The following is a 25,128-nucleotide window of genomic DNA, read 5'->3' on the forward strand; positions in this document are numbered from 1 at the left end:
CTAGAGGATTCACGCCGCCTGCGCCACCGGCGCCTTGGCGCCCAGCCTGATGGCCAGGTCGTCGAAGGCGATCAATTGCGCGGCCAGGGCTTCGAACTGGTCCAGCGGCACCATGTTGGGGCCGTCCGACGGCGCATGATCGGGATCGGGATGGGTCTCGATGAAGACGGCGTCCACGCCCACCGAGACGGCGGCGCGGGCCAGCACCGGCACGAACTCGCGCTGGCCGCCCGAGGACGTGCCCTGCCCGCCCGGCTGCTGAACGCTGTGGGTCGCGTCGAACACGACCGGACAACCGATCTCGCGCAGCACCGGCAGGGCGCGCATGTCGCTGACCAGGGTGTTGTAGCCGAAGCTGGCGCCCCGCTCGCAGGCCATCACGTTCGGATTGCCGGCGCCGACCACCTTGGCGACGACGTTCTTCATGTCCCAGGGGGCCAGGAACTGGCCCTTCTTGATGTTGATGGCCTTGCCGGTCGCGGCGGCGGCCAGCAGCAGGTCGGTCTGGCGGCTGAGGAAGGCCGGGATCTGCAGCACGTCCACCACCTCGCCCACCGGACCGCACTGGGCCTCGGAATGGACGTCGGTCAGGGTCGGCAGTCCGGTGACTTCGCGGACTTCGGCGAAGATCGGCAGGGCTTCCTTCAGGCCGATGCCGCGCGCCGCATTGGCGCTGGTGCGGTTGGCCTTGTCGAAGCTGGTCTTGTAGATGACGCCCGCGTTCAACCGCTCGCCGATCTCCTTCAGCGCATGGGCGGTTTCCAGCGCGTGCTGGCGGCTTTCCATCTGGCACGGTCCGGCGATGAAGGCGATTCGCGCGCCGCCGCCGATGACGACAGGCGTCCGAAGACCTTCGGACAACGTAATGACAGCGTTGGGTCGGCTCACAGGTACGGCTTTCTGCATTAAACTGGGTCTGGCGTGCGGTCCTGCCGCAAGCATGAGGCCATCAGGTGGCGCTCGTCGGCGATCGGCGCAACTTATCACGGAGTTCTCCCGCTTGGCCAATAAGCCCGTCATCCTGTGGTTCCGCCGCGACCTGCGGCTTCGGGACAACCCGGCCCTGACTCAGGCCCACGAAACGGGACGGCCGATCCTGCCGGTGTTCATCCTGGACGACCGCTATGACCGACCCGTCGGCGCGGCGTCGAGGTGGTGGCTGGACAAGTCGCTGCGCGCCCTCGACGGCGCGTTGCAGGATCGCGGATCGCGCCTGATCCTGCGCCGCGGCGCTTCTCTGCCCGTAATCCAGGGCCTGATCGCCAAAACCGGCGCCGAGGCGGTCTATATGAACAGACTGTTCGAGCCGAACGCTTTCGAACATGACGCGGAGATCGCCCATGCGCTGAAGGCGGATGGCGTCGAGTGCCGCGGCTTCAACGCCGCCCTCATGCGCCGTCCGGGCGCCGTAATGAACGGATCGGGCAGCCCTTACAAAGTCTTCACGCCCTTTCTTAAGACCCTGCTTTCCAAGAGCCAGCCTCCGCCCCCTGCGGCCGGGCCCGGGCGCGTCTCGACGCCGACCGGGGTGGACAGCGACGATCTGAACGATTGGCGCCTGCATCCGACGTCCCCCGACTGGTCGGGTGCATTCGACTGGACACCGGGCGAAGCGGGCGCCGCACGGGCGTTGTCGAACTTCCTCGCCAATGGACTGGCGACCTATGCACGGGACCGGGACTTTCCCGACCGTCCCGCTTCCAGCCGTCTGTCCCCGCATCTGCACTGGGGCGAAATCAGCCCGTGGCGCGCCATCGAACGCGCTCGCCATGCCGCTGCGGCGGGCAAGGTCTCGTCCGCCGAGGCCGAAAAGTTCGTCGCCGAGATCGGTTGGCGCGAGTTCTCGGCCCATCTGCTGCACCAGTTCCCCTACATCGTCGATCGCGCCTTCCGCCCCGAATACGACTCCATGCCGTGGCGCGACGATCCGAGGGCGCTCCAGGCCTGGAAAAGCGGCCGGACGGGCTATCCGCTGGTGGACGCGGGCATGCGACAGCTGTGGGCCACGGGCTGGATGCACAATCGCGTGCGGATGATCGCCGCCTCCTTCCTGGTCAAACATCTTCTGATCGACTGGCGCGAAGGCGAGGCCTGGTTCTGGGACACGCTGGTGGACGCCGACCTGGCCAGCAATGTGCAGAACTGGCAGTGGATCGCCGGTTCGGGCGCCGACGCCTCGCCCTATTTCCGCATCTTCAATCCGGTCGCCCAGGGCGAGAAGTTCGACCCGAAGGGCGGCTATGTGCGGCGCTGGGTTCCCGAACTGGCGCGCGTGCCCGACCGCTGGCTGCATGCGCCCTGGACGGCGCCGGCCGAGGTGCTGGGCGAGGCGGGCGTGCGCCTCGGCCGCGACTATCCCCATCCGGTCGTCCAGCACGACAAGGCCCGCGCCCGCGCGCTGGAGGCTCTGAAGATCGTCTCGGGGCGCCGCGACGACCAAAGCGATCGCGATTGACCGCACCGGCCCGCAGGCCGAAAGTCCGGCCATGCGGATCGTCGTCCTCCACGACGCCCTGGTCGACGGCGAAAGGGTCCGCACCGATGGAATCCGACGGCGTTTTTCCCGAGCATGAAGGCGCGCCCATGAGCTTCCTGATCTCGCCCGAAGACCTCGCCGCCCGGCTGGGCCAGCCGAACCTGCGGATCATCGACGGCAGCTGGAGCCTGGACGGCCGCGACGGCCGCGCCGACTTCGAACAGGCGCATGTTCCGGGGGCGGTCTTCTTCGACCTGGACGCGGTGTCGGACGCCGCGAGCCCCCTGCCCCACATGATGCCGTCGCCGTCGGCGTTCGCCGCGGTGGCGGGCGCCCTGGGCGTCGCGGCGGCCGACCAGATCGTGGTCTATGACACGGCCGGCCTGTTCTCTGCGGCCAGGGTCTGGTGGATGTTCAGGACGATGGGCGCGCGCGACGTGCGCGTGCTGGACGGCGGTCTGCCTCTGTGGCGGTCGCAGGGGCGTCCGCTCGAACGGGGCGCCGCGACGCCTCGTCCCGCGAGCTTCCAGGTCGATCCCGTCCCCGGCGCCGTGGCCGAGCTGAGCGACGTTCGCGCCGCCGTCGGACAGGGCGTTCAGATCGTCGACGCCCGCGGCGCCGCCCGGTTCGAGGGGCTGGCGCCCGAGCCTCGCCCCGGCGTCCGCTCCGGCCATATGCCGGGCGCGCTGAACCTGCCCTACGGCCAGCTTTTGAATCCCGACGGAACGATGAAGCGCGGCGCGGCCCTGGCCCAGGCGTTCGCCGACATCGGGTTGGACCTGGACCGGCCCGTCATCACCACCTGCGGCTCGGGCGTCACCGCCGCCATACTGACGCTGGGCCTGGCCGAACTGGGCCGGCCGTCGCGGCTCTATGACGGTTCCTGGTCGGAATGGGGCGCGCGCGAGGACACGCCCGTCCAGACCGGCTGATCCCCAGCCTCAGGCCGTCGCGGCGACCGGCGCGGGTTCGCCCGGCTCTTCCGGCGCGTCGTCCTCGCCGCGCGACACCACGGTCGCCAGCACCAGGTCGCCGGTGACGTTCAGGGTGGTGCGGCACATGTCCAGGAAGCGGTCGACGCCCAGGATCAGGCCGATGCCTTCGGGCGGCACCTTCACCATCACCAGGATCATGGCCACGACCGGCAGGGAGCCCGCCGGCACGCCCGCCGTGCCCACCCCGCCCAGGATGCAGACCAGCATCACGATCACCTGCTGGCTGATCGACAGGTCGACGCCGAAGAACTGGGCCAGGAACAGCACCGTCACCCCCTCGAACAGGGCCGTGCCGTTCTGGTTGGCGGTCGCCCCGACGGTCAGGACGAAGCGGGCGATCTTGCGCGGCAGCTTCAACTGCTCCTCGGCCGCCTTCAGCGACACGGGCAGGGAGGCGTTGGACGAGGCGGTCGAGAAGGCCACCACCATCGGCTCGCGAACGCCCTTGAAGAAGGCGATGGGCGAGCGTCCGCCCAACAGCCAGATCACCAGCGGATAGACCACGAACATATGGATCGCCATCGCCCCGACGGCGACGCCGACGAAGGCCGCCAGCCGGACCAGCAGGTCCCATCCGAACAGGGCCGCCAGGTTGAACATCAGGCAGGCGATGGCCAGCGGCGCCAGTTTGATGAACAGGTTGATCAGGGTCATCGAGACCTCGAACACCCCCTGGATCACTTCCTGCAGGCGATCCGTCGCCGGACTCTTGGCCATGACCAGGCCGATTCCGAAGAACAGGGCGAAGACCATCAGCGGCAGGATGGCGTTCTCCGCCGCCGCCGTCACCGCATTGGACGGCACCAGATCCAGGAAGAAGTCGCCCAGTTGGATGTTGGTGTCGCGTCCGCTCTGGACGATGCCCGCCGCGCCGTCCTTGCCCTGGGCCAGCAACTGCTGCGCCACCGCCGGATCGACCCCGCGACCGGGCTGGAAGACGTTGACCATCACCAGGCCGATCACCACGGCGATGCTGGACACCAGTATGGTCAGAAGCAGGGTCTTGATCCCCGCGCGGCCAAGAGCGCTGAGGTCGCCCATCTCCGCCACCCCGACCACCAGGGCCGAGAACAGCAGCGGGACCACCATCATGAACAGCAGGCGCAGGAATATCTGACCGATCGGCCCCGTGACATTGTCCGTCAGCCAGACGACCCAGGCCGTATCGGCCCCCAGGACCAGGTTGACGGCGAGCCCGCCGACCAGGCCGACGGAAAATCCGATCAGCATCAGCCAATGCAGCGCCAGGCCGCGTTTCGTCTCGGTCATCTGTCCCCCAGGATGCGATGCTGTCCGGCGCTTATCGGATCGGCAGCCCATAGATCAAGCCGGCCGGGCGCGCGTTCCATTGTGCGTTCAAACCGCGCTCCAGGTCGAGCGCCGATTGCGAACCCAGATTGCGCTCGAAAATCTCGCCATAGTTTCCGACCGCCGCGATCGCGTCCTTGGCCCAGGTCCTGGACAGGCCCAGCATGGGACCGAAGTCGCCTTCCGCCCCCAGCAGGCGCCGCACGCGCGGGTCCGTCGAGGTCTTGGCCAGGTCGTCCGCCTCCGCGCGCGCGACGCCCAGCTCCTCGGCCAGCATCAGGGCGTTCAGCGTCCAGCGCACGGTCGAGGCCCAGCGTTCGTCGCCCGCCCGGACGACTGGGCCCAGCGGCTCCTTGGAAGCGACGTCGGACAGGATCACGTGTTCGTTGGGACTGGTCAGCACCGTGCGCGCCGCCGCCAGGGCGGAGATGTCCGCGCTGAAGGCGTCGCAGTCCTCGCGGTTATAGGCGTCCCTGGCCGCGTCTTCGGTGTCGAAGACGACCGGCCGGTATTCGATGCCGCGCGATCGGAAATAGTCGACGGCGTTGGCCTGGGAGGTCGAGCCGGACTGCACGCAGACCCGCGCGCCTGTCAGTTCGGTGGCGCTGTTCAGATTGAGCGAGCGCCGCACCAGAAAGCCCTGGCCGTCGTAATAATTGATCCCGGCGAAGACCAAACCCTCGCCCGCGTCGCGGGTCATGGTCCAGGAGGAATTGCGCCACAGCACGTCGATCCGCCCGTCGTTCAGGGCCGAAAACCGTTCCGCCGCCGACAACGGCACGAAACGCACCGCGTCGCCGTCCCCCAGGATCGCGGCGGCTGTCGCCCGGCAGAAGTCCACGTCGAAGCCGCGCCACTGTCCGCGATTGTCCGTGTAGGCGAAGCCGACCAGCCCCTGATGCACGCCGCAATTCAGCCGCCCGCGTCGCTTGATCGCCGCCAGGGTCGGGCTGTCCGGCGGGGCGCCGGGGACGGTGGCGACCGGGACTTCGGGCCGCGCGTCGGTTGCCGGGGGCGCGTCCTGGCGTCCGCAACCGGCCGCCAGCACGGCCAGCGCCATCGTCCCGATCATCCAGCACCGCATCGCGTTGGTCCCTCGCCGCTTGCGCCCCGCAGGCTTTAGAGGCCTTTAGGCCCTGAACCGCAACCCATGGATCGCCCATGCCGACGCATTCGGACCGCACCCGCCTGATCGCCTCCGCCACGCGCCGGGGCCAGGGGCGCCGCCCGGTCAATCCGCCGCTGGAACGCGCCTCCACAATGCTCAGCGACACGGCCGGCGTCATGCGCGACGAGGCGGCTGGCCCGACCTACGGCCTGTCGGGAACCAGCGCGGCGCGTGCGCTCCGTCACGCCCTGGCCGATCTGGAAGGCGCGGCCGAGGCTTTTCTCGTCCCTTCGGGCCTGGCGGCCGTCACCGTGCCGCTGCTGGCCCTGCTGCGGCCGGGGGACGAGGTGATCACGACCGACGCCGTCTATGGCCCGACGCGCCGGTTCCTCAGCCGCTACCAGGCCGCGCGCGGCGTCACGACCCGCTTCCTGCCCGGCGACGCCGGCGCGGCCGACGTGGTCGCTGGCCTGACCGGGCGCACCCGGCTGGTGCTGATGGAATCGCCCGCCTCCCTGACATTCGAAATGGTCGATGTCGCCGCGGTGGCCCGGGCCTGTCGCGCGCGCGGCGTCCTGACCGTCGTCGACAACACCTGGGCGGCCGGGCTGGCCTACCGCCCCCTCGCCCACGGCGTCGACGTCAGCGTCCAGGCCGTGACCAAATATGTCGGCGGTCATTCGGACGTCCTGATGGGAAGCATCGCCGTCGACGATCCCGCCTGCCGCCGCGCCATCGGCGACGTGATCGAGGACCTGGGCTGGCACGTCTCGCCGGACGACGCCTGGCTGGCCCTGCGGGGTCTGCGCACCCTGCCGCTGCGCTACGCCGAACAGGCGCGCTCGGCCCTGGTCGTGGCCGAATGGCTTCAAGGGCGGCCGGAAGTCTCGCGGGTCCTCTACCCGCCCCTGCCCGGCGGCGCCGGGCATGATCTCTGGACCCGCGACTTCTCCGGCGCCGCCTCGCTGATGGGCGTGGTGATGAAGGGCGGCGACGGGGCGGCGGGCGCAGCCTTTCTGGACGCCCTGACCCTGTTCGGCCTGGGCTATTCCTGGGGCGGGTTCGAAAGCCTAATCACGTGCGAGACGCATCAAATGGCCTATCGCGCCCATCCGCCGACGCTGGAGGGAGAACTGATTCGCCTTCACGTCGGGCTGGAAGACCCCGCCGACCTGATCGCGGACCTCGAACACGGCCTGGCCGCCTTCGCCGCCGCGCTCACGGTTCCTTAAGCGCGCGAGCCGACTGTCCGGCCGTGCGCGCCTCGCCTGTCCAGACCTCGGACGATTCGCCGCCGCTGTGGGAGCAGTGGGCGGCCGGCTTTGTCGTCTTCATGCTGACCGGCGCCCTGATCGCACCGCTCGTCGCCCCCGACCAGGCCGAGACGCCGGTGCTGCGCCTGATGTGGTTGCCGGTCTACGCCGTGATCGCCGGGCTGATCGTCTTTCGTTTCGACCGGGTGATCCGCGCCTGGCCCGCCTGGCTGATGATGTTCGGCCTGGTCGGCTTGGCCTTCGCCTCCCAATACTGGTCCATAGACCCGGGCGTGACCGAACGGCGGGTCATCGCCATGGCCATCAACAGCGCCTTCGCCGTCTATTTGGGCGCGCGGTTCCGAAACGCCGCCCTGCCGCGTCTGCTGATGCATACGGGCCTGGTCATGGCGGTCGGCAGCCTGGTCATGGTCTTCGCCTATCCCAAGGTCGGGGTGCACCAGTTCGACAACGCCGGCCTGTGGCGCGGTCTGTGGTACGAGAAGAACCAGATGGGCCTGGTCATGGTTGTCGGCGCCGTCTCCTCCGCCGCGACGCTGGCCGCCGACCATATCGCGGGCCGCAAGGGCGGCTTCTGGACCGCCCTCGTCGCCCTGGGCCTGACCACCCTCCTGGTCCTGGCCACCCAGTCCAAGACTTCGCTTCTGTGCTGGATGCTGGGCGTCGGCATGGTGGGCGGATGGTGGGCGTTGAAACAGGGGGGCGCGGTCGTCACCGTCGTCGGCGTCTGGCTGGGCGTCGTCACGGTCGCCAGCGCGACCTGGCTGTGGAACTCCGATTCCGCCGCCATCCTGGAAGCCCTGGGCAAGGATCCGTCCCTGACCGGCCGCACCCTGATCTGGGAGGCGCTGATGCGCAAGGTCGCCGAACGGCCCTGGACCGGCTATGGCTTCAGCGCCTTCTGGGGCGTGGACTCCATCCCCGCGCGCGAAATCCGCATCGAGACCCAATGGCCGGTGCCAAGCGCCCACAACGGCTGGATCGACCTGCTGGTCCAACTGGGCTGGCCCGGCGCCGTCTCCGTGGGGGCTCTCATGGCCGTCTCCGCCGTCATGATCGTCGCGCGCCTGAACGGTCTGGGCGCGCGCGAGGGTTATTGGAGCATCGCCTATCTGGCCGTCTTCACCGCGCTCAGCCTGTCCGAGAGCGTGCTTCTGACCCACGCCAACCTGCCCTGGGTGCTGATGCTGGCCATAACGGCGCGCGCCGTGACCTTCGATCCGGCCCCGGTTCGGGCGCCTGCGCGCGCGCCGCTTGCCCGACCGGCTTTGCGGGCCTACCAGAACCGGCCCCGAATCGCCTCAGACTATGTGAATGGCCGCCGACCTCTTCGCTTTTGACGACGAACCCGAAGCTCGCAAGCCCGAGCCGACAAAGCGTCCTGCGGCGATCCCGCCCCAGGTTGCGCCCCAGGCCGCGCCCCAGGCCGCGAAGGCCGCGCCCGCTGTCGCGCCGACGCCGGCGCCGGCGCCCAAGCCCGTCCAGGCCGCCGCGGCCACGGCCGCCTCCACCGGCTATTCCGCCTCGTCGATCGAGGTGCTGGAGGGGCTGGAGCCCGTCCGCAAACGCCCCGGCATGTATATCGGCGGCACCGACGAACGCGCCCTTCACCACCTGTTCGCCGAAGTCCTCGACAATGCGATGGACGAGGCCGTGGCCCGCCACGCCAAGCTGATCACCGTCGATCTGGACGCGGACGGCTATCTGTCCGTCCGCGACGACGGGCGCGGCATCCCCGTCGATCCCCACCCCAAACATCCCGGCAAGTCGGCGCTGGAGGTGGTGATGACGGTCCTCCACTCGGGCGGCAAGTTCTCGGGCAAGGCCTATGAGACGTCCGGCGGCCTGCACGGGGTCGGCGTCTCGGTCGTCAACGCCCTGTCCGAGCATCTGGACGTCACCGTCTGGCGCGACGGGTTCGAGTGGAAGCAGTCCTTCTCGCGCGGCCACGTCCTCGGCCCCATCCAGCAGGTCCAGCCGTCCAGGAAGCGCGGCACCCTGATCCGCTTCAAGCCGGACGAAGAGATCTTCGGCATGGGCGCGGCCTTCAAGCCCGCCCGCCTGTTCCGCATGGCCCGCTCCAAGGCCTATCTGTTCCGCGGCGTCGAGATCAAATGGACCTGCGCGCCGGAACGCATCGTCGACGCCACCCCGGCCCAGGCTCTGCTGCACTTCCCCGGCGGTCTGGCCGACGCCCTGGCCGAGCGCGTCGGCCAGTTGGAGACCGTCACCCCCGTCTTCGCCGGCCGCGCCGAGCGTCAGGGCGAGGCGGGGGCCTTCGAATGGGCCGTCGCCTGGTCGCCTATCGGTTTTGGCGAGGCCGACGGCTTCATCCAGTCCTACTGCAACACGGTTTCGACCCCCGACGGCGGCACGCACGAGGCGGGCTTCCGCGCCGCCCTGGTCAAGGGTCTGAAGGCCTATGGCGAACTGACCAACGAAAAGCGCGCGAGCGTCATCACGGCCGAAGACGTCATCGCCAACGCCGGCGCCCTGATCAGCGTCTTCATCCGCAATCCCGAATTCCAGGGCCAGACCAAGGACCGCCTGTCCTCGCCCGAGGGCGCGCGTCTGGTCGAACAGTTGCTGCGCGACCCGCTGGACCACTGGCTGACCGAAAGCCCGAAACAGGCCAACGCCCTGCTCGGCTTCGTCATCGACCGCGCCGAGGACCGCCTGCGCCGCAGGAAGGACAAGGAGGTCCAGCGCGCCGCCGCCACCCGCAAGCTGCGCCTGCCGGGCAAACTATCCGACTGTTCGCGTCAGGCCGCCGAGGGCACCGAACTGTTCATCGTCGAGGGCGATTCGGCCGGCGGCTCGGCCAAACAGGCGCGCGACCGCACGACCCAGGCCATCCTGCCCCTGCGCGGCAAGATCCTGAACGTCGCCTCCGCCACGGCGGACAAGCTGCGCCAGAACGTCGAACTGTCCGACCTGGCCCTGGCCCTGGGCGTCCAGCCGGGCAATCGGTTCAACATCGACGACCTGCGTTACGAGCGGATCGTCATCATGACCGACGCCGACGTGGACGGCGCCCATATCGCGGCCCTGCTGATCACCTTCTTCTATCGCGTCATGCCCGAGACCATCCGCCAGGGCCGCGTCTTCATGGCCCTGCCGCCCCTGTATCGGATCAGCGCGGGTCCGCTCAGCGAATACGCCCGCGACGACGCCCACCGCGACGAACTGCTGGCCACCGTCTTCAAGGGCAAGAAGACCGAGATCGGCCGCTTCAAGGGCCTGGGCGAAATGATGGCCTCGCAGCTCAAGGAGACCACCATGGACCCCAGGAAGCGCACCCTGGCCCGCATCACCGTGCCCGACGCCGAATCCAGCATCGAGGATCTGGTCGAACGCCTGATGGGCAAGCGCGCCGAGGCCCGCTTCCAGTTCATCCAGGAAAACGCGCAGTTCGTGAAAGAAGAACTGGACGTCTGAAGGCTTCCAACGCGCCGCCACGCCTGACACAAGGGGGCCATGAGCACGACCGCCCCCTCCTCCGCCGTCCTCGACGACCTGAAGGCCGCCCTCGGCGACGGCGGCTGGACCCAGGACCCCGAGGTCGTGGCGCCGTTCCTGACCGAGTGGCGCAATCGGTGGTCCGGGAACACGCCGCTCCTTCTGACCCCCCGCTCGACGGCCGAGGTCGCCCGCGCCGTCTCCATCTGCGCGCGCGAAGGCCTGGCCATCACCCCCCAGGGCGGCGGCACGGGCCTGGTGGGCGGTCAGATTCCGTTTGGCGAAGTCCTGCTGTCCCTCAAGAAGATGCGGGCCGTCCGCGACGTCACTCCTCTAGACGACGCCATGACGGTCGAGGCCGGCCTGACCCTGTTGGAAGCGCAACAGGCGGCGACGGCGGCCGGCCGCTACTTCCCGCTCAGCCTGGCCGCCGAGGGGTCCGCCACCATCGGCGGCGTCATCTCCACAAACGCCGGCGGCACCCAGGTGCTGCGCTACGGCATGATGCGCGATCTGGTGCTGGGCATAGAGGCCGTCCTGCCGAACGGCCAGGTCTTCCATGGCCTGAAGCGGCTCAGGAAGGACAACACCGGCTATGATCTGAAGCAGCTTCTGATCGGGGCCGAGGGCACGTTGGGCGTCGTCACCGCCGCCACGCTGAAACTGTTCCCGATCATGCGCTCGCGCGCCGTCGCGATCGTGGGGCTGGACACCGCCGCCGCCTCGGTCGAACTGCTCGCCCGCGCCAAGGCCGAAACCGGCGGCGGCGTCGAAGCCTTCGAACTGATGAAGCGCCTGGGCATGGAGCTGGTGCTGAAGAACATCCCCGACACCCGCGAACCGCTGGACACGACCCCTGACTGGTACGTCCTGATCGAGATCGCCTCGGGCGCGCCCGGCGGGGCCGAAGCCCAGATGCAGGCCCTGCTGGAGGTCGCCTTCGAAGAGGGGCTGATCACCGACGCCGCCATCGCCCAGAACGACGCCCAGCGCGCCGCCTTCTGGCGCCTGCGCGAGGAGCATTCGGCGGCTCTGAAACCCGAGGGCGGCGGCTGGAAACACGACGTCTCGGTGCCCATCAGCCGCATCGCCGACTTCATCGACGAGGCTTCCGCCGCCGTCGAACGGTTCCACCCCGGCGCCCGAATTTCGGTGTTCGGCCACGTCGGAGACGGCAATCTGCACTACGACATCCTGCCCGGCCTCGGTCAGGACATCTCCGCCTTCATCGGCCGCTGGAAGGAAGGCTCCCAGGTCGTCCACGACGTGGTCGCCCGCTACGACGGCTCCATCTCGGCCGAGCACGGCCTGGGCCGGCTCAAGACCGAAGAGGTCAAACGCTACAAATCCCCCATCGAGATCGAGACCATGGCCGCCATCCGCCGCGCCCTCGACCCCGACCGCATCATGAACCCGGCGGTGCTTTTCTGAACGTCCCGTCTCCTCCCCAAATCTTGGGGGAGACGAAAGGAACCTGCCCCCTCCGCTCGTCATCCTCGGCCTTGTGCCGAGGATCCATACGCTCGGTCTCAAAGGACGGGGGACGGCGGCGGACACCGGGATTATGGATCCTCGGCACAAGGCCGAGGATGACGGATTTCAATGCCAGCCATCACAATGCGGCTGGTGCATTCCCCGCGAATCCAACCGCTTGGCGAATTATCTCCCCCATCATCCATCCCCCCTCCGAAACGCGCGTATTCTAAAGCCGTCTCGTCGCACCGGAGGGCTCGTAAGGCCTGCGACCTTGCGGCGGCGGGAGCGGATGGAACGGGAGCGATGGTGAAACTCCATCGCGCCGACATCGACTCATGGAGCGGTGTCGGAGGGTCGAGGGGGATACTCGGCCGCACTCGGGACGGGGTTTCGCAGACCCCGCCGACCCGTCGCAAGCTTATGGGGTTAGGCGATAAGACCGCCACCGCTCGACGCCCCGAGCTTGCAGGCCAACCAACCGCGCGGAGCGTCATACCCTTCGTCGAAACGGTACTTACAAACTCACACTCCGGGCGAAGGCCCGGCGCTCCGCCCAGCCCTCCATCCCACTTCGCAGCGAAAGCGCGAGGGCGCTTTCGCACGCCCGGACGCGCCAGCGTCGCACCCGGTTCAAATCGGCGTCGAAGCGGCCTATTTGGGCGGCGTCGTCACGGAGCCTTGTCTTGTTGATCGTTCTCTCCCCCGCCAAGCGGCTGGACTTCACCGAGGCCGATCCGGCCCTGCCCGCGACCGAGCGCCGCTTCCGCGACGACACCGCCAGCCTGGCGGTCACGGCCCGGCGACAGACGCGGGCGGACCTGCGCCGTCTGATGGGAATCTCCGACGATCTGGCGACCCTGAACGTCGAACGGTTCAAGGCCTTCGACGCCGAATCGACCGACGGGGTCCAGGCGGCGTTCGCCTTCGCCGGCGACGTCTACGAGGGCCTGAAGGCGCGCGAACTGGACGCCGAGGCCCTGGCCTTCGCCCAGGACCATGTGCGCATCCTGTCGGGATTCTACGGCCTGCTGCGTCCGCTGGACCGCATCCAGCCCTATCGGCTGGAGATGGGCACGCGGTTGAAGACGCGGCGGGGTGCCAGCCTCTACGACTTCTGGGGCGACCGCATTTCCATGCAACTGAACGCGGACGCCGCCGGCCAGGCCGACCCGACCCTGGTCAACCTGGCCAGCCAGGAATATTTCGGCGCCGTCGACGCCAAGGCGCTTAAACTGCCGGTGGTCACGCCTCAGTTTCGCGAGGAGAAGAACGGCGAGACCCGCATCGTCTCCTTCTTCGCCAAGAAGGCGCGCGGCGCGATGACCCGATTCGCCATCGACGAGCGGGTGGAACGGGCCGTGGACCTGAAGGCTTTCGACCGCGACGGCTATCGGTTCGACAAGGCCGCCTCGACCGACAGCGACTGGATATTCATCAGGTCGGGAAATTCTTGATCCCCGCCCCGTCCTGCCGCTAGTCTCGAAGGAAAGATCATAAAGGGCGGACCCATGTCACAACGGCCAAACACCTCGACCGACGACCAGGCCAAGCCCGCGCTGCGCCAGATCGGCGACCTGGCCGGTCAGGCGGCGGTCGTCACCGGCTCGACCTCCGGCATCGGCCTGGCCCTGGCGCGGGCGGTCGCGGCGGCGGGCGGCGACGTGGTTCTGAACGGCCTGGGCGATCCGGCCGAAATCGAGCGCATCCGCGCCGACCTGGCGGCGTCGTCCGGGCGGCGCGTGCTCTACCATCCCGCCGACATGACCGATGGCGAACAGATCGCCGACATGGTCGCCTTCGCCCGGCGCGAACTGGGCCGGCTGGACATTCTGGTCAACAACGCCGGGATCCAGCACGTCGAATCCGTCGAGAACTTCCCCGCCGACCAGTGGGAGAAGATCATCGCCATCAACCTGTCCTCGGCCTTCTACGCCACCCGCGCGGCCATCCCGATCATGAAGGCCCAGGGACGGGGCCGGATCGTCAACATGGCCTCGGCCCACGGTCTGGTCGCCAGCCCCTTCAAGTCCGCCTATGTCGCGGCCAAGCACGGGATCATCGGCTTGACCAAGACCGTCGCCCTGGAGCTGGCGCGGGACAACATCACCTGCAACGCCATCTGCCCCGGCTTCGTCGAGACGCCGATCGTGGCGAAACAGATCGCGGACCAGGCCCGAACGCGCCACATGACCGAGTCGCAGGTGCTGACCGATGTCATCCTGGCCGCCCAGCCAACCAAGCGGTTCGTCAGGACCGAGGAATTGGTCGGGGTCTTCCTCTATCTGGTCAGCGACCTGGGCGCATCGGCCAACGGGGCCAGTTTCTCCATCGATGGCGGCTGGACCGCGCAATAGACAGCGGGGGGCGAACAGGGGCGCATGGCGATCTTCAGACGCAAGGCCGCCGAGCCGGACACGGCGCGACGATCGCCCGGCAGACGCCCGATCTGCCTGGCGCTCCAGGGCGGCGGGGCGCACGGGGCCTTTCAGTGGGGCGTTCTTGACCGGCTGCTGGAGGACGACCGCCTGGATTTCCGCGCCGTATCGGGCGTCTCGGCCGGCGCGATGAACGGAACGGCCCTGGTCTCGGGCCTGGCCGCCGGCGACGCCCGCGCGGCCCTGGACAAGCTCTGGCGCGAGATCAATCAGTCCGGCGGCCGCAACGTCTTCGGCGACAGCGCCATCTGGAACGCCGCCCAGACGCCCGACTGGATCAAGGACAATCCGTTCTGGCGCGCCGGCGAGACCCTGGCCCTGTCCATGAGCCCCTATGAATTCAATCCCCTGAACCACAATCCTCTGGATCGGGTTCTGAAGGCCGCCGTCGACTTCGGCGCGGTGCGGGCGTCGGACATCAAGCTGTTCGTCGCCGCGACGGCCGTGCGCCAGGCTAGGGCGCGGGTCTTCACCTCGGACGAAATCACGCCCGACGTGCTGATGGCCTCGGCCTGCCTGCCGCATCTGTTCCAAGCGGTGGAGATCGAGGGCGAGCCTTACTGGGACGGCGGCTATCTGACCAATCCGCCGCTATGGCCCCTGACGGGAGAGGATACGCCCGACGACGTTCTGCTGGTCACGCTGAACCCCATGACCCGCGACGAGACGCCCCGCAGCGCCGCCGACATCATGGATCGGTTGAACGAGATCGTCTTCAACGCGCCCCTGGTCGCCGAACTGCGCGCCATCGCCATCGCCGGCGAGATGATCGGCCAGGGCCAGATCGACGTAAGCGGCCAGGGCCCCTATCGCCATGTGCGGATGCACGCCATCGAGGCGGACCGCTGGCTGTCGGACCTGTCGCTGCGGACAAAGTTCAACACCGAATGGAGCTTCCTGAACGACCTCAAGACGCGTGGTCGCGCCGCCGCCGACGAATGGCTGGACAGTTGCCTGGGCGCCGTCGGCCGCCAGTCCAGCGTCGATATGCAGGCCCGCTTCGGCTAGCCCACAAAGCCGGCGGCGCGGCGCAGACGGTCGTTGATCGCCTCGCCCAGCCCCGTGCCTGGAATGGGCGAGACGGCGATGGCGGCCGGCTTTTGCCGATCCGCTTCCCGCAGCAGCCGAAACAGATTGGCCGCCGCCTGCGACAGGTCGCCGGTCGGGCTCAGGCTCCAGCGGGTCTCGCCCACGCCAGGACCGAAGCCCAAAAGGATTTCGTCCGGCGCCGCCGCCGTCGCCTCGATCCGCACCGGAGCGTCCGGCGCATAATGCAGCGCAAGCCGCCCCGGCGAGCGCCGCCCCTCCCCGTCGTCGGCCAGCGGGCCGACCACGGCCTCGATCTGCTCTCGCGTGACGGCGCCGGGGCGCAACAAGGCGACACGCCCGTCCAGCGCCGAGACCACCGTGCTCTCCAGCCCCACTCGGCATGGCCCGCCGTCGACGGCGGCGGCGACGGCGAATCCGGTCTCCTCGACCGCATCGGCGAAGGTCGTCGGGCTGGGCCGGCCCGAGCGGTTGGCCGAGGGCGCGACCACCGGGCCGCCGAACGCCGCCAGCACCGCCTTCGCCGCAGGATGGGCCGGAACCCGGATCGCCACGCTGTCCAGCCCGGCGCGGGCCAGGTCGCAGACACGCCCCGCATCCCGGATCGGCGTGACCAGCGTCAGCGGCCCCGGCCAGAAGGCCTGGGCCAAAGCCTGCGCCGCTGCGTCGAACACCCCGATGTCGGCCGCCATCTCGGCATCCGCCACGTGAGAGATCAGCGGGTTGAAGCGCGGACGGCCCTTGGCTGCGAAGATAGCCGCCACCGCCTCGGGGGCGCCGGCGTCGGCTCCCAGCCCATAGACCGTCTCGGTCGGCAGCAGGATCAGCGCCCCGTCCGCCAGCGCCCTGGCGGCCTCGTGCGGCGTCGCGCTCACGGTCGGCGAGGAATCAGCGGGATCATCCGGTGCAGCACATTGTCCCGGTCGACGAACTGATGCTTGAGCGCCGCCAGGACATGCAGGGCGATCAGGACATAAAGCCCCTTCACCGCCAGGCCGTGCGCCGCCATGAAGCCGCGCGCCGTGGCGCGACCGCCGCCGATCGGCAGCAGCGGCCAGTCGAACAGGCCGAACCAGGCGATCTCACGCCCGCCAGCCGACGACGCCAGCCAGCCCGTCATCGGAATGACGATCAACGCCACATAGAACAACACATGGGTCGCCCGCGCCGCCAGCCTTTGCCAGGGCGGCAAATGCGCGGGCAAGGCGATGGCCGGGTGCGCCAGCCGCCAGCCGATCCGCGCCAGCGTCAGCAGCAGGATCGTCAGACCCAGCGACTTGTGCAGCATGACGAACTGGCCCGACATCGGCCCTTCGGTATTCTCGTGCGCCGCGATCAGCAGCACCTGGACCAGGACCGCCAGGGCGAGGCCCCAATGCAGGAACAGGGACACGGTCGAATATCGATTTCGCGGTTCGCCCATGGCTTCCCTTCCGTGACGGCGCTACGTCACCTTGCGCAGAGACGGGACGCGTCGCCAAGACGCTTGCGACACCCTGTCTTGACGCGGCATCTAGGCCGCAAAGCCGATTGAGGAAACCCATGACCTACCGCGCGCCCGTTCGAGACCTGGCCTTCACCCTGGAGGCCGTCGCCGGAATGACCGATGTCGCCGCGACCGGCGCCTTTCCCGATTATGACGCCGATGTCGCCTCGGCGGTGCTGGAGGCGGCGGGTCAGTTCTCCGAAGAGGTGCTGGCGCCTCTGAACCGCATCGGCGACCAACAGGGTTCGACCTACGCCAACGGCGCCGTCACCGCAGCGCCGGGCTTCGCCGACGCCTATCGCCAGTTCGCGGCTGGAGGCTGGACCGGCCTGTCGGCTCCGGCCGAGGCGGGCGGCCAGGCCCTCCCCAAGGCGCTGGAACTGGCGGCCTATGAGACGGTGCACGCCGCCAACATGGCCTTCGGCCTGTGCCCCATGCTGTCGCTCGCCGCCATCGAGGCGTTGGAACAGGTCGGCACGCAAGAGCAGAAAGCGAAATATCTGACCAAGCTGGTCAGCGGCGAATGGACCGGCGCCATGGTCCTGACCGAGCCGGGCGCCGGTTCCGATCTGGGCGCCCTGACCGCCACCGCCACGCCGAACGGCGACGGGACCTATGCGCTGAACGGTCAGAAGATCTTCATCACCTGGGGCGACCACGATGCCACCGACAATATCGTTCATCTGGTGCTGGCCCGCCTGCCCGACGCGCCTAAGGGACCGAAGGGCATCAGCCTGTTCCTGGCCTCCAAGTTCGCAGTCAAGGACGACGGGACGCTGGGCGAGCGCAACGCCTTCCGCCCCGTCGGGGTCGAGCACAAGCTGGGCATCCACGCCTCGCCGACCTGCGTCATGAGCTATGAGGGCGCGACCGCCGAACTGGTCGGGCAGCCGAACCAGGGCCTGGCCCATATGTTCGTCATGATGAACGCCGCCCGCCTGGCCGTCGGGGTCGAGGGCGTCGGCATCGCCGAGCGCGCCTATCAGCATGCCCTGGCCTATGCGCTGGAGCGTCGCCAGGGCCGTTCGACCTGGACGGGAGAAGCCAACGCCCCGATCTTCGACCACCCGGATGTGCGCCGGATGCTGGGCGTCATGAAGGCCAAGATCTCCGCCGCCCGCGCCATCTGCCTGTCCACCGGCGTCGCCGCCGACCTGGCCAGACATGCAGGTTCCGAAGAAGAGCGCCGCCGGTGGAAGGGCCGCGAGGACCTGTTCACCCCCATCGCCAAGGCCTGGTCCACCGATGTCGGCTGCGAGGTCGCCTCGCTGGGCGTCCAGGTCCACGGCGGCATGGGCTTCATCGAAGAGACGGGCGCGGCCCAATACTATCGCGACGCCCGCATCGCCCCGATCTATGAAGGCACCAACGGCATCCAGGCGATGGACCTGGTGGGCCGCAAGCTGTCGATGGACGGCGGCGAATCGGCCAAGGCCCTGATCGCCGACATGAAGGTCACCCTGGGCCGCCTTGGAGGCCTCTATTCCGGCAAGCCCGTCGAACGGTTCGCCACCGCCATCGAGGCCGTCCAGGACGCGACCCTGTGGCTTCTGGACCAGAAGGCCGATCCCGAGGCCGCCGCCGACGTGCTGGCCGCCGCCGACGCCTATCTGAAGCTGATGGGCGATGTCGTCGGCGGCTGGATGCTGGCCAAGGGCGCCCTGGCGGCCAAGGCCAGGCTGGACGCGAACGACGGCGATCCCGCCTGGCTGCGGGGCAAGCTGGACCTCTACGAAATCTACGCCGCCAATGTGCTGGGCCATGTCTCCAGCCGCCTGGCGGCCGTGGGCCAGGGCGGCGCCGTGCTGCAACGCCTGTCGGTCGCGGCTCTGGCGGGATGAACCGTCCGCCGCCTCATTGACCTTGGCCGCCGGTCCCCCGCAAGGTGCGGCCTTCGGAACGAATAGGGGAGCGACCGATGAACCGTCGGCAAGTGATCATGTCCACCGCGGCGACGGCGCTGGCCGCCTCGGCCGCCCCCGCCCTCGCCCGTCAACCTGCCGGAACCTCGATGCCCCAACCGCCCGTCGCCAAGAAGATCCCCGTCGTCATCGAACAGCTCGGCCGCACCCGCACCGACGACTATCAATGGATGAAGGACGACAACTGGCAGGCCGTTCTGCGCGACCCGACGCTGATCAAGGCCGAGGTCAAGGCGCATCTGACGGCCGAGAACGCCTATCGCGAGGCCATGATGGCCTCCACCCTGCCCCTGCAGCAGGCGATGTTCGCGGAGATGCGGGGGCGCATCAAGGAGGACGACAGTTCCGTCCCCGCCCCCGACGGCGGCTGGAACTACTACGTCGAATACCGGACCGGCGATCAGCATCCCCGCTACATGCGGGTCGAGCGCCAGGGGACATGGATGGCGGACGGCCAGCCGGTGACGAAGAATTTCGTCGTCGCGCCAACGCCCCAACTGCTTCTGGACGCCAATGAACTCGCCAAGGGCAAGGCCTATTCCGAGGTTTCGGCCGCGAGCCACAGCCCCGACCACGCCCTGTTCGCCTATGCGGAAGACGCCCAGGGCTCCGAGGTGCACAAGATCTACGTCAGGGATCTGGCGACCGGCGAAGTCCTGCCCGAGGTGATCGACAGCGCCACCGGCGACTTCGTCTTCTCGCCCGACAGCCAATGGATATTCTGGACCAATCGCGACGACAACGGCCGCCCGGACAAGATTTTCCGCCGCCCGGCGCGCGGCGGCGAGACCACCCTGGTCTATGAAGAGGCCGACGACGGCATGTTTATCGGCGTGGGCCGCACAGCCGACGACAAGTTCATCGTCATCGGCATCCAGAACCAGGAAACCAGCGAGGCGCGATACATCCCTGCGGCGACGCCGACAGCCGAGCCCGTGATCCTTGAGCCGCGCGTCGTCGCCACCCGCTACGACGTCGACCACTGGGACGACCGCTGGGTGATCCGCACCAACGCCGACGACGCCATCGACTTCAAGATCGTCGAGGCGCCGAGCGAGGCGCCGGGCAAGACGAACTGGAAGGACCTGGTGCCCCATACGCCGGGCCGCTTCATCGAGGGGCTGGACCTGACCAAGGGCCATCTGGCGCGCCAGGAACGGGCTGACGCCAACACCCGCATCATCATCCGCGACCGCGCTGGCGCCGAGCACGAGATCGCCGTGGACGAGCCCGCCTTCGCCCTGTCGCTGGCCGGGGCGTCGGAGTTCGACACCACGATCACCCGCTACGCCTACAACTCGCCGTCCACGCCGACCCAGACCTTCGACTACGACATGGCCAGCCGCGAGCGGACCCTGCGCAAGACCCAGGAGGTGCCCAGCGGTCATGACCCGGCCGACTATGTGGTCGAGCGGCTGAACGCCCCGGCCGCAGACGGCGAACTGGTCCCCGTCACGGTCCTGCGGCGCAAGTCCACGCCGGTCGACGGATCCGCGCCGCTGCTGCTCTATGGCTACGGCTCCTACGGCATCCCGATGCCGGCCAGCTTCTCGACCAATCGGCTGTCGCTGGTCGACCGGGGCTGGATCTACGCCATCGCCCACATCCGGGGCGGTTCAGACAAGGGCTGGAGCTGGTTCCTGGCGGCGCGGCGGATGACCAAGAAGAACACCTTCACCGACTTCATCGCCGCCGCCGAACACCTGATCGGGCGGAAATACGCGACGGCCGGCAACATCGTCGCCCAGGGCGGATCGGCGGGCGGGCTGCTGATGGGCGCCGTCAACAACATGCGCCCGGACCTGTGGGCCGGCGTCATCGGCCAGGTGCCGTTCGTCGACGTGATCAACACCATGAGCGACACCTCCCTGCCGCTGACCCCGCCCGAATGGCCCGAGTGGGGCAACCCCATCGAGGACCCGGCCGCCTACGACTATATGTTCAGCTACAGCCCCTACGATCAGGTCGAGCCCAAGGCCTATCCGGCCGTGCTGGCGACCGGCGGCCTGTCCGACCCGCGCGTCACCTATTGGGAGCCGGAGAAATGGGTGGCCAAGCTGCGGCCGGCGACCACCTCGGGCAAGCCTGTGCTGCTGAAGATCAATATGGAAGCGGGGCATGGGGGCGCGGCCGGCCGGTTCGATTATCTGAAGGAGGTCGCCCACGACTACGCCTTCGCGGTCTGGGCCATCGAAAAGGGCTGGGAGACCGCGTGACGACCCCGACAGTTCGCGACGCCGGTCCCGACGACATCGCGGCGATCACCGCCATCTACGCCGAAAGCGTCGCCAAGGGGCGCGGCACCTTCGAGCTGGAGCCGCCCGATGAGGCCGAGATGGCGGCGCGGCTGGGAGCGGTCGCGGCGCTCGGCCTGCCCCGGCTGGTCGCCGAAATGGACGGCGCGGTCGCCGGCTATGCCTACGCCGGACCGTTTCGCACGCGCCAAGCCTATCGCTACATGGTCGAGGATTCGATCTATGTCGCGCCTTGGGCGCGGGGTCGCGGCGTCGCCGGCGCCCTGCTCGACGCCCTGCTCCAGCGCTGCGAAGCGATGGGACTTCGGCAGATGGTCGCCGTCATCGGCGATTCGGAAAATCTCGGCTCCATCGCCCTGCACCGCGCCCGAGGCTTCGCCGACGCCGGGATATTCAAGGCCGCCGGCTGGAAGCACGACGACTGGCGCGATGTCGTCTTCATGCAGCGTGCGCTGGGTCCAGGCGGCGAGACGCCGCCCGACGCGGCGGGCCTGCCGCTTGTCGATAAGAAGCGTGGCTAGGCCTGGGACGCCTGCGCAGGCCGGGCCGGCCGCTGCTCCATGTGCCGCACGGCCTCATAGCCAAGCAGCATCGCGCCCAGGACGAACATCAGCCCGCCGGCGATCAGCACCAGGCGGACGTGCCGGTGCAGATGATAGAGCAGCTCGCCGATCATCGACGGTCCCACGACATTCGAACCGTGCCAAATCGGTCCGTCCCGGCCATTCTAACGCAAAAGCCGCGCCCGGCGGAATCGCAGGTCCGTGAACAGAGTTACGTCACACCAGCCGGCTTTGAACCACGGCCGCGCCGATGAAGCTGGCGAACAGCGGATGGGGCGCGAACGGACGGCTTTTCAACTCGGGATGATACTGGACGCCGATGAACCACGGATGGTCGGGACGTTCGACCGTCTCGGGCAGCACGCCGTCGGGCGACAGGCCGGCGAAGACCAGGCCCGCCTTGGCCTCGATGGCCTCGCGATAGTTGATATTGACCTCGTAGCGGTGACGATGCCGTTCGCTGATCTCGGTCGCACCATAGATTTCGGCGATCTTGGACCCGGCCGCCAGGGTCGAGTCATAGGCCCCCAGCCGCATGGTGCCCCCCAGGTCCCCGCCCTGCTGGCGAAGCACGCGCTGATTGCCTTGCGTCCATTCGGTCATCAGGCCGACGACCGGCTCGGCGGTGGGCCCGAACTCGGTCGACGAGGCCTTGGGATAGCCGGCCAGGTTCCGCGCCGCCTCGATCACGGCCATCTGCATGCCGAAACAGATGCCGAAATAGGGGATGTTGCGCTCGCGGGCGAAACGGGCCGCCTCGATCTTGCCTTCCGAGCCGCGCTCGCCGAAGCCGCCGGGCACCAGCACCGCGTGGGCGCCCTGCAAACGCTCCTCGCAGGCCTCGGGATCGCCTTCGAAGGTGTCGGCCTCGACCCAGTCGATGTTGACCTTGACGTTGTTGGCGACCCCGCCGTGATGAAGCGCCTCGATCAACGACTTGTAGGCGTCCTTAAGGACGGTGTATTTTCCGACCACGGCGATGGTGACTTCCCCGTCGGGGTGCAGGCGGCGACGCGCGATCTCCTGCCAACGCGACAGATCGGGCTCCGGCGCATCGACGATGCCGAAATGGGCCAGGACTTCGCGGTCCAGCCCCTCGCGATGATAGTCCAGCGGCACGGCGTAGATGTCGGCCGAATCCATCGCCTGAATCACGCCGCTTTCGCGCACATTGCAGAACAGGCCGATCTTGCGCTTCTCGTCGGCCGGGATCGGCTGCTCGCAGCGGCACAGCAGAATGTCCGGCTGGATGCCGATCGAGCGAAGCTCCTTGACCGAGTGCTGCGTCGGCTTGGTCTTCATCTCGCCTGCGGTCTTGATGAAGGGCAGCAGGGTCAGGTGGACGAAGCACGACTGACCACGCGGCAAATCCTGGCCCAGTTGGCGGATCGCCTCGAAGAAGGGCAGCCCCTCGATGTCGCCGACGGTGCCGCCGATCTCGACCAGGACGAAGTCGACGTCCTCGCCTTCGTCGGTCAGGGCAGGGGTCAAGCAGAAGGACTTGATCTGGTCGGTCACGTGCGGAATGACCTGGACGGTCGCGCCCAGATAATCGCCGCGACGCTCCTTCTCCAGGATGGTCGAATAGATTCGGCCCGTGGTGATGTTGTCGGACTTGGCGGCCGAGACACCCGTGAACCGCTCATAGTGGCCCAGGTCCAGATCGGTCTCGGCGCCGTCGTCGGTGACGAAGACCTCGCCGTGCTGGTACGGGCTCATCGTGCCCGGATCGACGTTCAGATAGGGGTCCAGCTTGCGCAGGCGGACCTTGTAGCCTCGCGCCTGCAAAAGAGCGCCGAGAGCGGCGGAAGCGAGGCCTTTTCCTAGCGAGGAAACCACGCCGCCGGTGATGAACACATAGCGAGCCATGGGCGGACACCTTACTCCATGATTCGCGAGCGGCGCATGTCCCGCGGCGAATCGAACTGTTGATCAAAAGAAGAAAGCGCGCCGCAGGGCGCGCTTTCCAAAACTCAGGTCGAATGTCCGACCTTTATTGAGCGGGCGGCTGTGCCGGCGCCGGCCGGGCGGTCGCCGAAGGCAGGCTGGCCTCCAGGTCGTCCAGCGACGGAGCCGCCGGCTGGGCCGGCGCGGCGGGCTGTTGCTGTGCGGGCTGCTGCGGCGTCTGGGTCTGCGGCGTGGTGGCCAGCGAGCCGACGGCGTCGGCGTCGATGCCGGACACCGCGGCGCGGTCCATATTGCCGACAACGGTCAACACGATGGTCAGGCCGAACAGCATGGCCGCCAGGATCCAGGTGATCTGCGTCAGCAGGTTGCCGGCGCCCCGCGCCGTCATGAAGCCCGAAGGCCCGCCGCCCATTCCAAGGGCGCCGCCCTCGGACCGTTGAAGCAGCACCACCCCCGTCAGGGCGACGGCGACGATGATAATGGCGACGAGCAGAATGGTCTGGAGCATGGCGTCAATCATGTGGGCGCGTATCTGCGCCGATCAAGCGGCGGCCTCTATCACCGAAGCGGGCGCGGGGCAAACCTCAGACAGCGGCCTGGATGATCGGAATGAAGTCCGCCGCCTTCAGCGAGGCGCCGCCGACCAGGGCGCCGCCGACTTCGGCCGTGGACAGGATGTCCCTGGCGTTGTCCGGCTTGACCGAACCGCCATAAAGGATCGGCGCCGTGCGCGCGCCCTCCCCCAACCGCTTGACGATGGCGGCCCGCACGGCGGCGTGCACCTCCGCGATCTGTTCCAACGTCGGGATCAGGCCCGTGCCGATGGCCCAGACCGGCTCATAGGCCACCGCGAACGGCCGTTCGGACAGGCTGTCGGGCAGCGAGCCTTCGACCTGGGCCGACACCACGGCGACGGCTTGGCCGGCTTCGCGCTGCGCCAGGGTTTCGCCCACGCAGACGATGGGCTCCAGCCCGGCGGCGACCGCCGCTTCGGCCTTGGCGGCGACGTCGGCGTCGGTCTCGCCAAACGCGGCGCGGCGTTCGGAATGCCCCAGAATCACCAGGGTCGCGCCGGCGTCCGCAAGCATCTCGGCCGAGATCGACCCGGTGAAGGCCCCGGACGGCTTGGCGTGGCAGTCCTGGCCGCCCACCGACGCCGAACCGCCCTCAAGCGCCTGGGCCATGCGCGCGACCAGGGTGGCGGGAGGACAGAGGGCGACGCGGCACGCGCCATCGACCGCGCCTGCGGCCTCGCCGATCGCCTCGGCTTCAACCAGGGCCGAGCCCAGGCCGTTCATCTTCCAATTGCCGACGATCATCTTCACGGATTGTTTCATGGCCGCCTGTCTAGGGGGCGCAAACCGCGAAGCCAAGAGGGCGCGCCGCAATCTGGACATGAAGCCGTCCTTGCGGGGT

The 25,128-nt window shown here is 68.5% G+C and carries 21 protein-coding genes; 12 read left to right on the forward strand and 9 right to left on the reverse strand.

Features of this window, described 5'->3' with window-relative positions; translation table 11 throughout:
* Window positions 1-9 precede the first annotated feature (9 nt).
* Window positions 10-888 carry a 3-deoxy-8-phosphooctulonate synthase gene (gene kdsA, locus AC0L6G_RS03765; RefSeq protein WP_473252891.1) on the reverse strand — a complete coding sequence of 293 codons (879 nt, stop codon included), beginning with the start codon at window positions 886-888 and terminating at the stop codon, window positions 10-12.
* Window positions 889-1,000: 112 nt separating this feature from the next.
* Here kdsA and AC0L6G_RS03770 point away from each other — a divergent pair, with 112 nt between their 5' ends.
* Together AC0L6G_RS03770 and sseA are read left to right on the forward strand one after the other, a co-directional pair.
* Entirely contained in the window at window positions 1,001-2,455 is a 1,455-nt protein-coding gene (locus tag AC0L6G_RS03770) for a cryptochrome/photolyase family protein (protein WP_473252892.1), read from the forward strand.
* Window positions 2,456-2,583: 128 nt separating this feature from the next.
* Window positions 2,584-3,408 carry a 3-mercaptopyruvate sulfurtransferase gene (sseA, locus tag AC0L6G_RS03775; RefSeq protein WP_473252893.1) on the forward strand — a complete coding sequence of 275 codons (825 nt, stop codon included), beginning with the start codon at window positions 2,584-2,586 and terminating at the stop codon, window positions 3,406-3,408.
* A 9-nt stretch (window positions 3,409-3,417) separates the two neighbouring features.
* Here the strand turns inward: sseA and AC0L6G_RS03780 are convergent, their stop codons facing one another.
* Together AC0L6G_RS03780 and AC0L6G_RS03785 are read right to left on the reverse strand one after the other, a co-directional pair.
* Window positions 3,418-4,740: a dicarboxylate/amino acid:cation symporter gene (locus tag AC0L6G_RS03780; protein ID WP_293828453.1), complete on the reverse strand. Its 1,323-nt coding sequence runs from the start codon at window positions 4,738-4,740 to the stop codon at window positions 3,418-3,420.
* 31 nt (window positions 4,741-4,771) lie between these two features.
* Window positions 4,772-5,839, reverse strand: coding sequence for an amino acid ABC transporter substrate-binding protein (locus AC0L6G_RS03785; protein ID WP_473252894.1), 1,068 nt, complete (start codon window positions 5,837-5,839; stop codon window positions 4,772-4,774).
* 101 nt (window positions 5,840-5,940) lie between these two features.
* On the opposite strand from AC0L6G_RS03785, the gene metC reads away from it, so the two are divergent.
* The 7 genes from metC to AC0L6G_RS03820 all read left to right on the forward strand — a co-directional run bounded on the left by metC (window position 5,941) and on the right by AC0L6G_RS03820 (window position 15,539).
* The gene (metC, locus tag AC0L6G_RS03790) at window positions 5,941-7,119 is read left to right on the forward strand and encodes a cystathionine beta-lyase (protein WP_293828457.1); all 1,179 of its coding nucleotides are present in this window, start codon (window positions 5,941-5,943) and stop codon (window positions 7,117-7,119) included.
* 23 nt (window positions 7,120-7,142) lie between these two features.
* Window positions 7,143-8,501, forward strand: coding sequence for an O-antigen ligase family protein (locus AC0L6G_RS03795; protein WP_293828459.1), 1,359 nt, complete (start codon window positions 7,143-7,145; stop codon window positions 8,499-8,501).
* Entirely contained in the window at window positions 8,476-10,599 is a 2,124-nt protein-coding gene (gene parE / locus AC0L6G_RS03800) for a DNA topoisomerase IV subunit B (protein ID WP_293828461.1), read from the forward strand. The genes AC0L6G_RS03795 and parE overlap by 26 nt, the downstream gene beginning before the upstream one ends.
* Before the next feature lie 39 nt (window positions 10,600-10,638).
* Window positions 10,639-12,051 carry an FAD-binding oxidoreductase gene (locus AC0L6G_RS03805; protein ID WP_293828463.1) on the forward strand — a complete coding sequence of 471 codons (1,413 nt, stop codon included), beginning with the start codon at window positions 10,639-10,641 and terminating at the stop codon, window positions 12,049-12,051.
* Between the two features lie 728 nt (window positions 12,052-12,779).
* Entirely contained in the window at window positions 12,780-13,550 is a 771-nt protein-coding gene (yaaA, locus tag AC0L6G_RS03810) for a peroxide stress protein YaaA (RefSeq protein WP_293827206.1), read from the forward strand.
* A 54-nt stretch (window positions 13,551-13,604) separates the two neighbouring features.
* On the forward strand, window positions 13,605-14,450 hold the full coding sequence (locus AC0L6G_RS03815) for a 3-hydroxybutyrate dehydrogenase (protein WP_293827208.1): 846 nt from the start codon (window positions 13,605-13,607) through the stop codon (window positions 14,448-14,450).
* A gap of 24 nt (window positions 14,451-14,474) precedes the next feature.
* A complete protein-coding gene (locus AC0L6G_RS03820; protein WP_293827209.1) occupies window positions 14,475-15,539 on the forward strand; it encodes a patatin-like phospholipase family protein in 1,065 nt (354 codons plus the stop codon).
* On the opposite strand, the gene AC0L6G_RS03825 is transcribed toward AC0L6G_RS03820, so the two are convergent.
* Together AC0L6G_RS03825 and AC0L6G_RS03830 are read right to left on the reverse strand one after the other, a co-directional pair.
* Window positions 15,536-16,453, reverse strand: a complete 918-nt coding sequence (locus AC0L6G_RS03825; RefSeq protein ID WP_293827210.1) for an L-threonylcarbamoyladenylate synthase — start codon at window positions 16,451-16,453, stop codon at window positions 15,536-15,538. The two genes, AC0L6G_RS03820 and AC0L6G_RS03825, sit on opposite strands and share 4 nt — an antisense overlap.
* A complete protein-coding gene (locus tag AC0L6G_RS03830; protein ID WP_293827211.1) occupies window positions 16,450-17,001 on the reverse strand; it encodes a cytochrome b in 552 nt (183 codons plus the stop codon). The genes AC0L6G_RS03825 and AC0L6G_RS03830 overlap by 4 nt, the downstream gene beginning before the upstream one ends.
* Window positions 17,002-17,120: 119 nt before the next feature.
* Here AC0L6G_RS03830 and AC0L6G_RS03835 point away from each other — a divergent pair, with 119 nt between their 5' ends.
* The 3 genes from AC0L6G_RS03835 to AC0L6G_RS03845 all read left to right on the forward strand — a co-directional run bounded on the left by AC0L6G_RS03835 (window position 17,121) and on the right by AC0L6G_RS03845 (window position 21,762).
* The gene (locus tag AC0L6G_RS03835; RefSeq protein ID WP_293827212.1) at window positions 17,121-18,905 is read left to right on the forward strand and encodes an acyl-CoA dehydrogenase; all 1,785 of its coding nucleotides are present in this window, start codon (window positions 17,121-17,123) and stop codon (window positions 18,903-18,905) included.
* A 77-nt stretch (window positions 18,906-18,982) separates the two neighbouring features.
* On the forward strand, window positions 18,983-21,202 hold the full coding sequence (locus AC0L6G_RS03840) for a S9 family peptidase (RefSeq protein ID WP_293827213.1): 2,220 nt from the start codon (window positions 18,983-18,985) through the stop codon (window positions 21,200-21,202).
* Window positions 21,199-21,762 carry a GNAT family N-acetyltransferase gene (locus AC0L6G_RS03845; protein ID WP_293827214.1) on the forward strand — a complete coding sequence of 188 codons (564 nt, stop codon included), beginning with the start codon at window positions 21,199-21,201 and terminating at the stop codon, window positions 21,760-21,762. The genes AC0L6G_RS03840 and AC0L6G_RS03845 overlap by 4 nt, the downstream gene beginning before the upstream one ends.
* On the opposite strand, the gene AC0L6G_RS03850 is transcribed toward AC0L6G_RS03845, so the two are convergent.
* The 4 genes from AC0L6G_RS03850 to tpiA all read right to left on the reverse strand — a co-directional run bounded on the left by AC0L6G_RS03850 (window position 21,759) and on the right by tpiA (window position 25,049).
* Window positions 21,759-21,917 (reverse strand): hypothetical protein, encoded by a 159-nt coding sequence (locus tag AC0L6G_RS03850; RefSeq protein ID WP_293827215.1) that lies wholly within the window; start codon window positions 21,915-21,917, stop codon window positions 21,759-21,761. The two genes, AC0L6G_RS03845 and AC0L6G_RS03850, sit on opposite strands and share 4 nt — an antisense overlap.
* A gap of 103 nt (window positions 21,918-22,020) precedes the next feature.
* Window positions 22,021-23,673: a CTP synthase gene (locus AC0L6G_RS03855; RefSeq protein WP_291539419.1), complete on the reverse strand. Its 1,653-nt coding sequence runs from the start codon at window positions 23,671-23,673 to the stop codon at window positions 22,021-22,023.
* Window positions 23,674-23,797: 124 nt separating this feature from the next.
* Window positions 23,798-24,220, reverse strand: a complete 423-nt coding sequence (secG, locus tag AC0L6G_RS03860) for a preprotein translocase subunit SecG (RefSeq protein ID WP_293827216.1) — start codon at window positions 24,218-24,220, stop codon at window positions 23,798-23,800.
* Window positions 24,221-24,296: 76 nt separating this feature from the next.
* The gene (tpiA, locus tag AC0L6G_RS03865; RefSeq protein ID WP_293827217.1) at window positions 24,297-25,049 is read right to left on the reverse strand and encodes a triose-phosphate isomerase; all 753 of its coding nucleotides are present in this window, start codon (window positions 25,047-25,049) and stop codon (window positions 24,297-24,299) included.
* Window positions 25,050-25,128 lie beyond the last annotated feature (79 nt).

The organism is Brevundimonas sp. D3-1P, assembly GCF_055809335.1.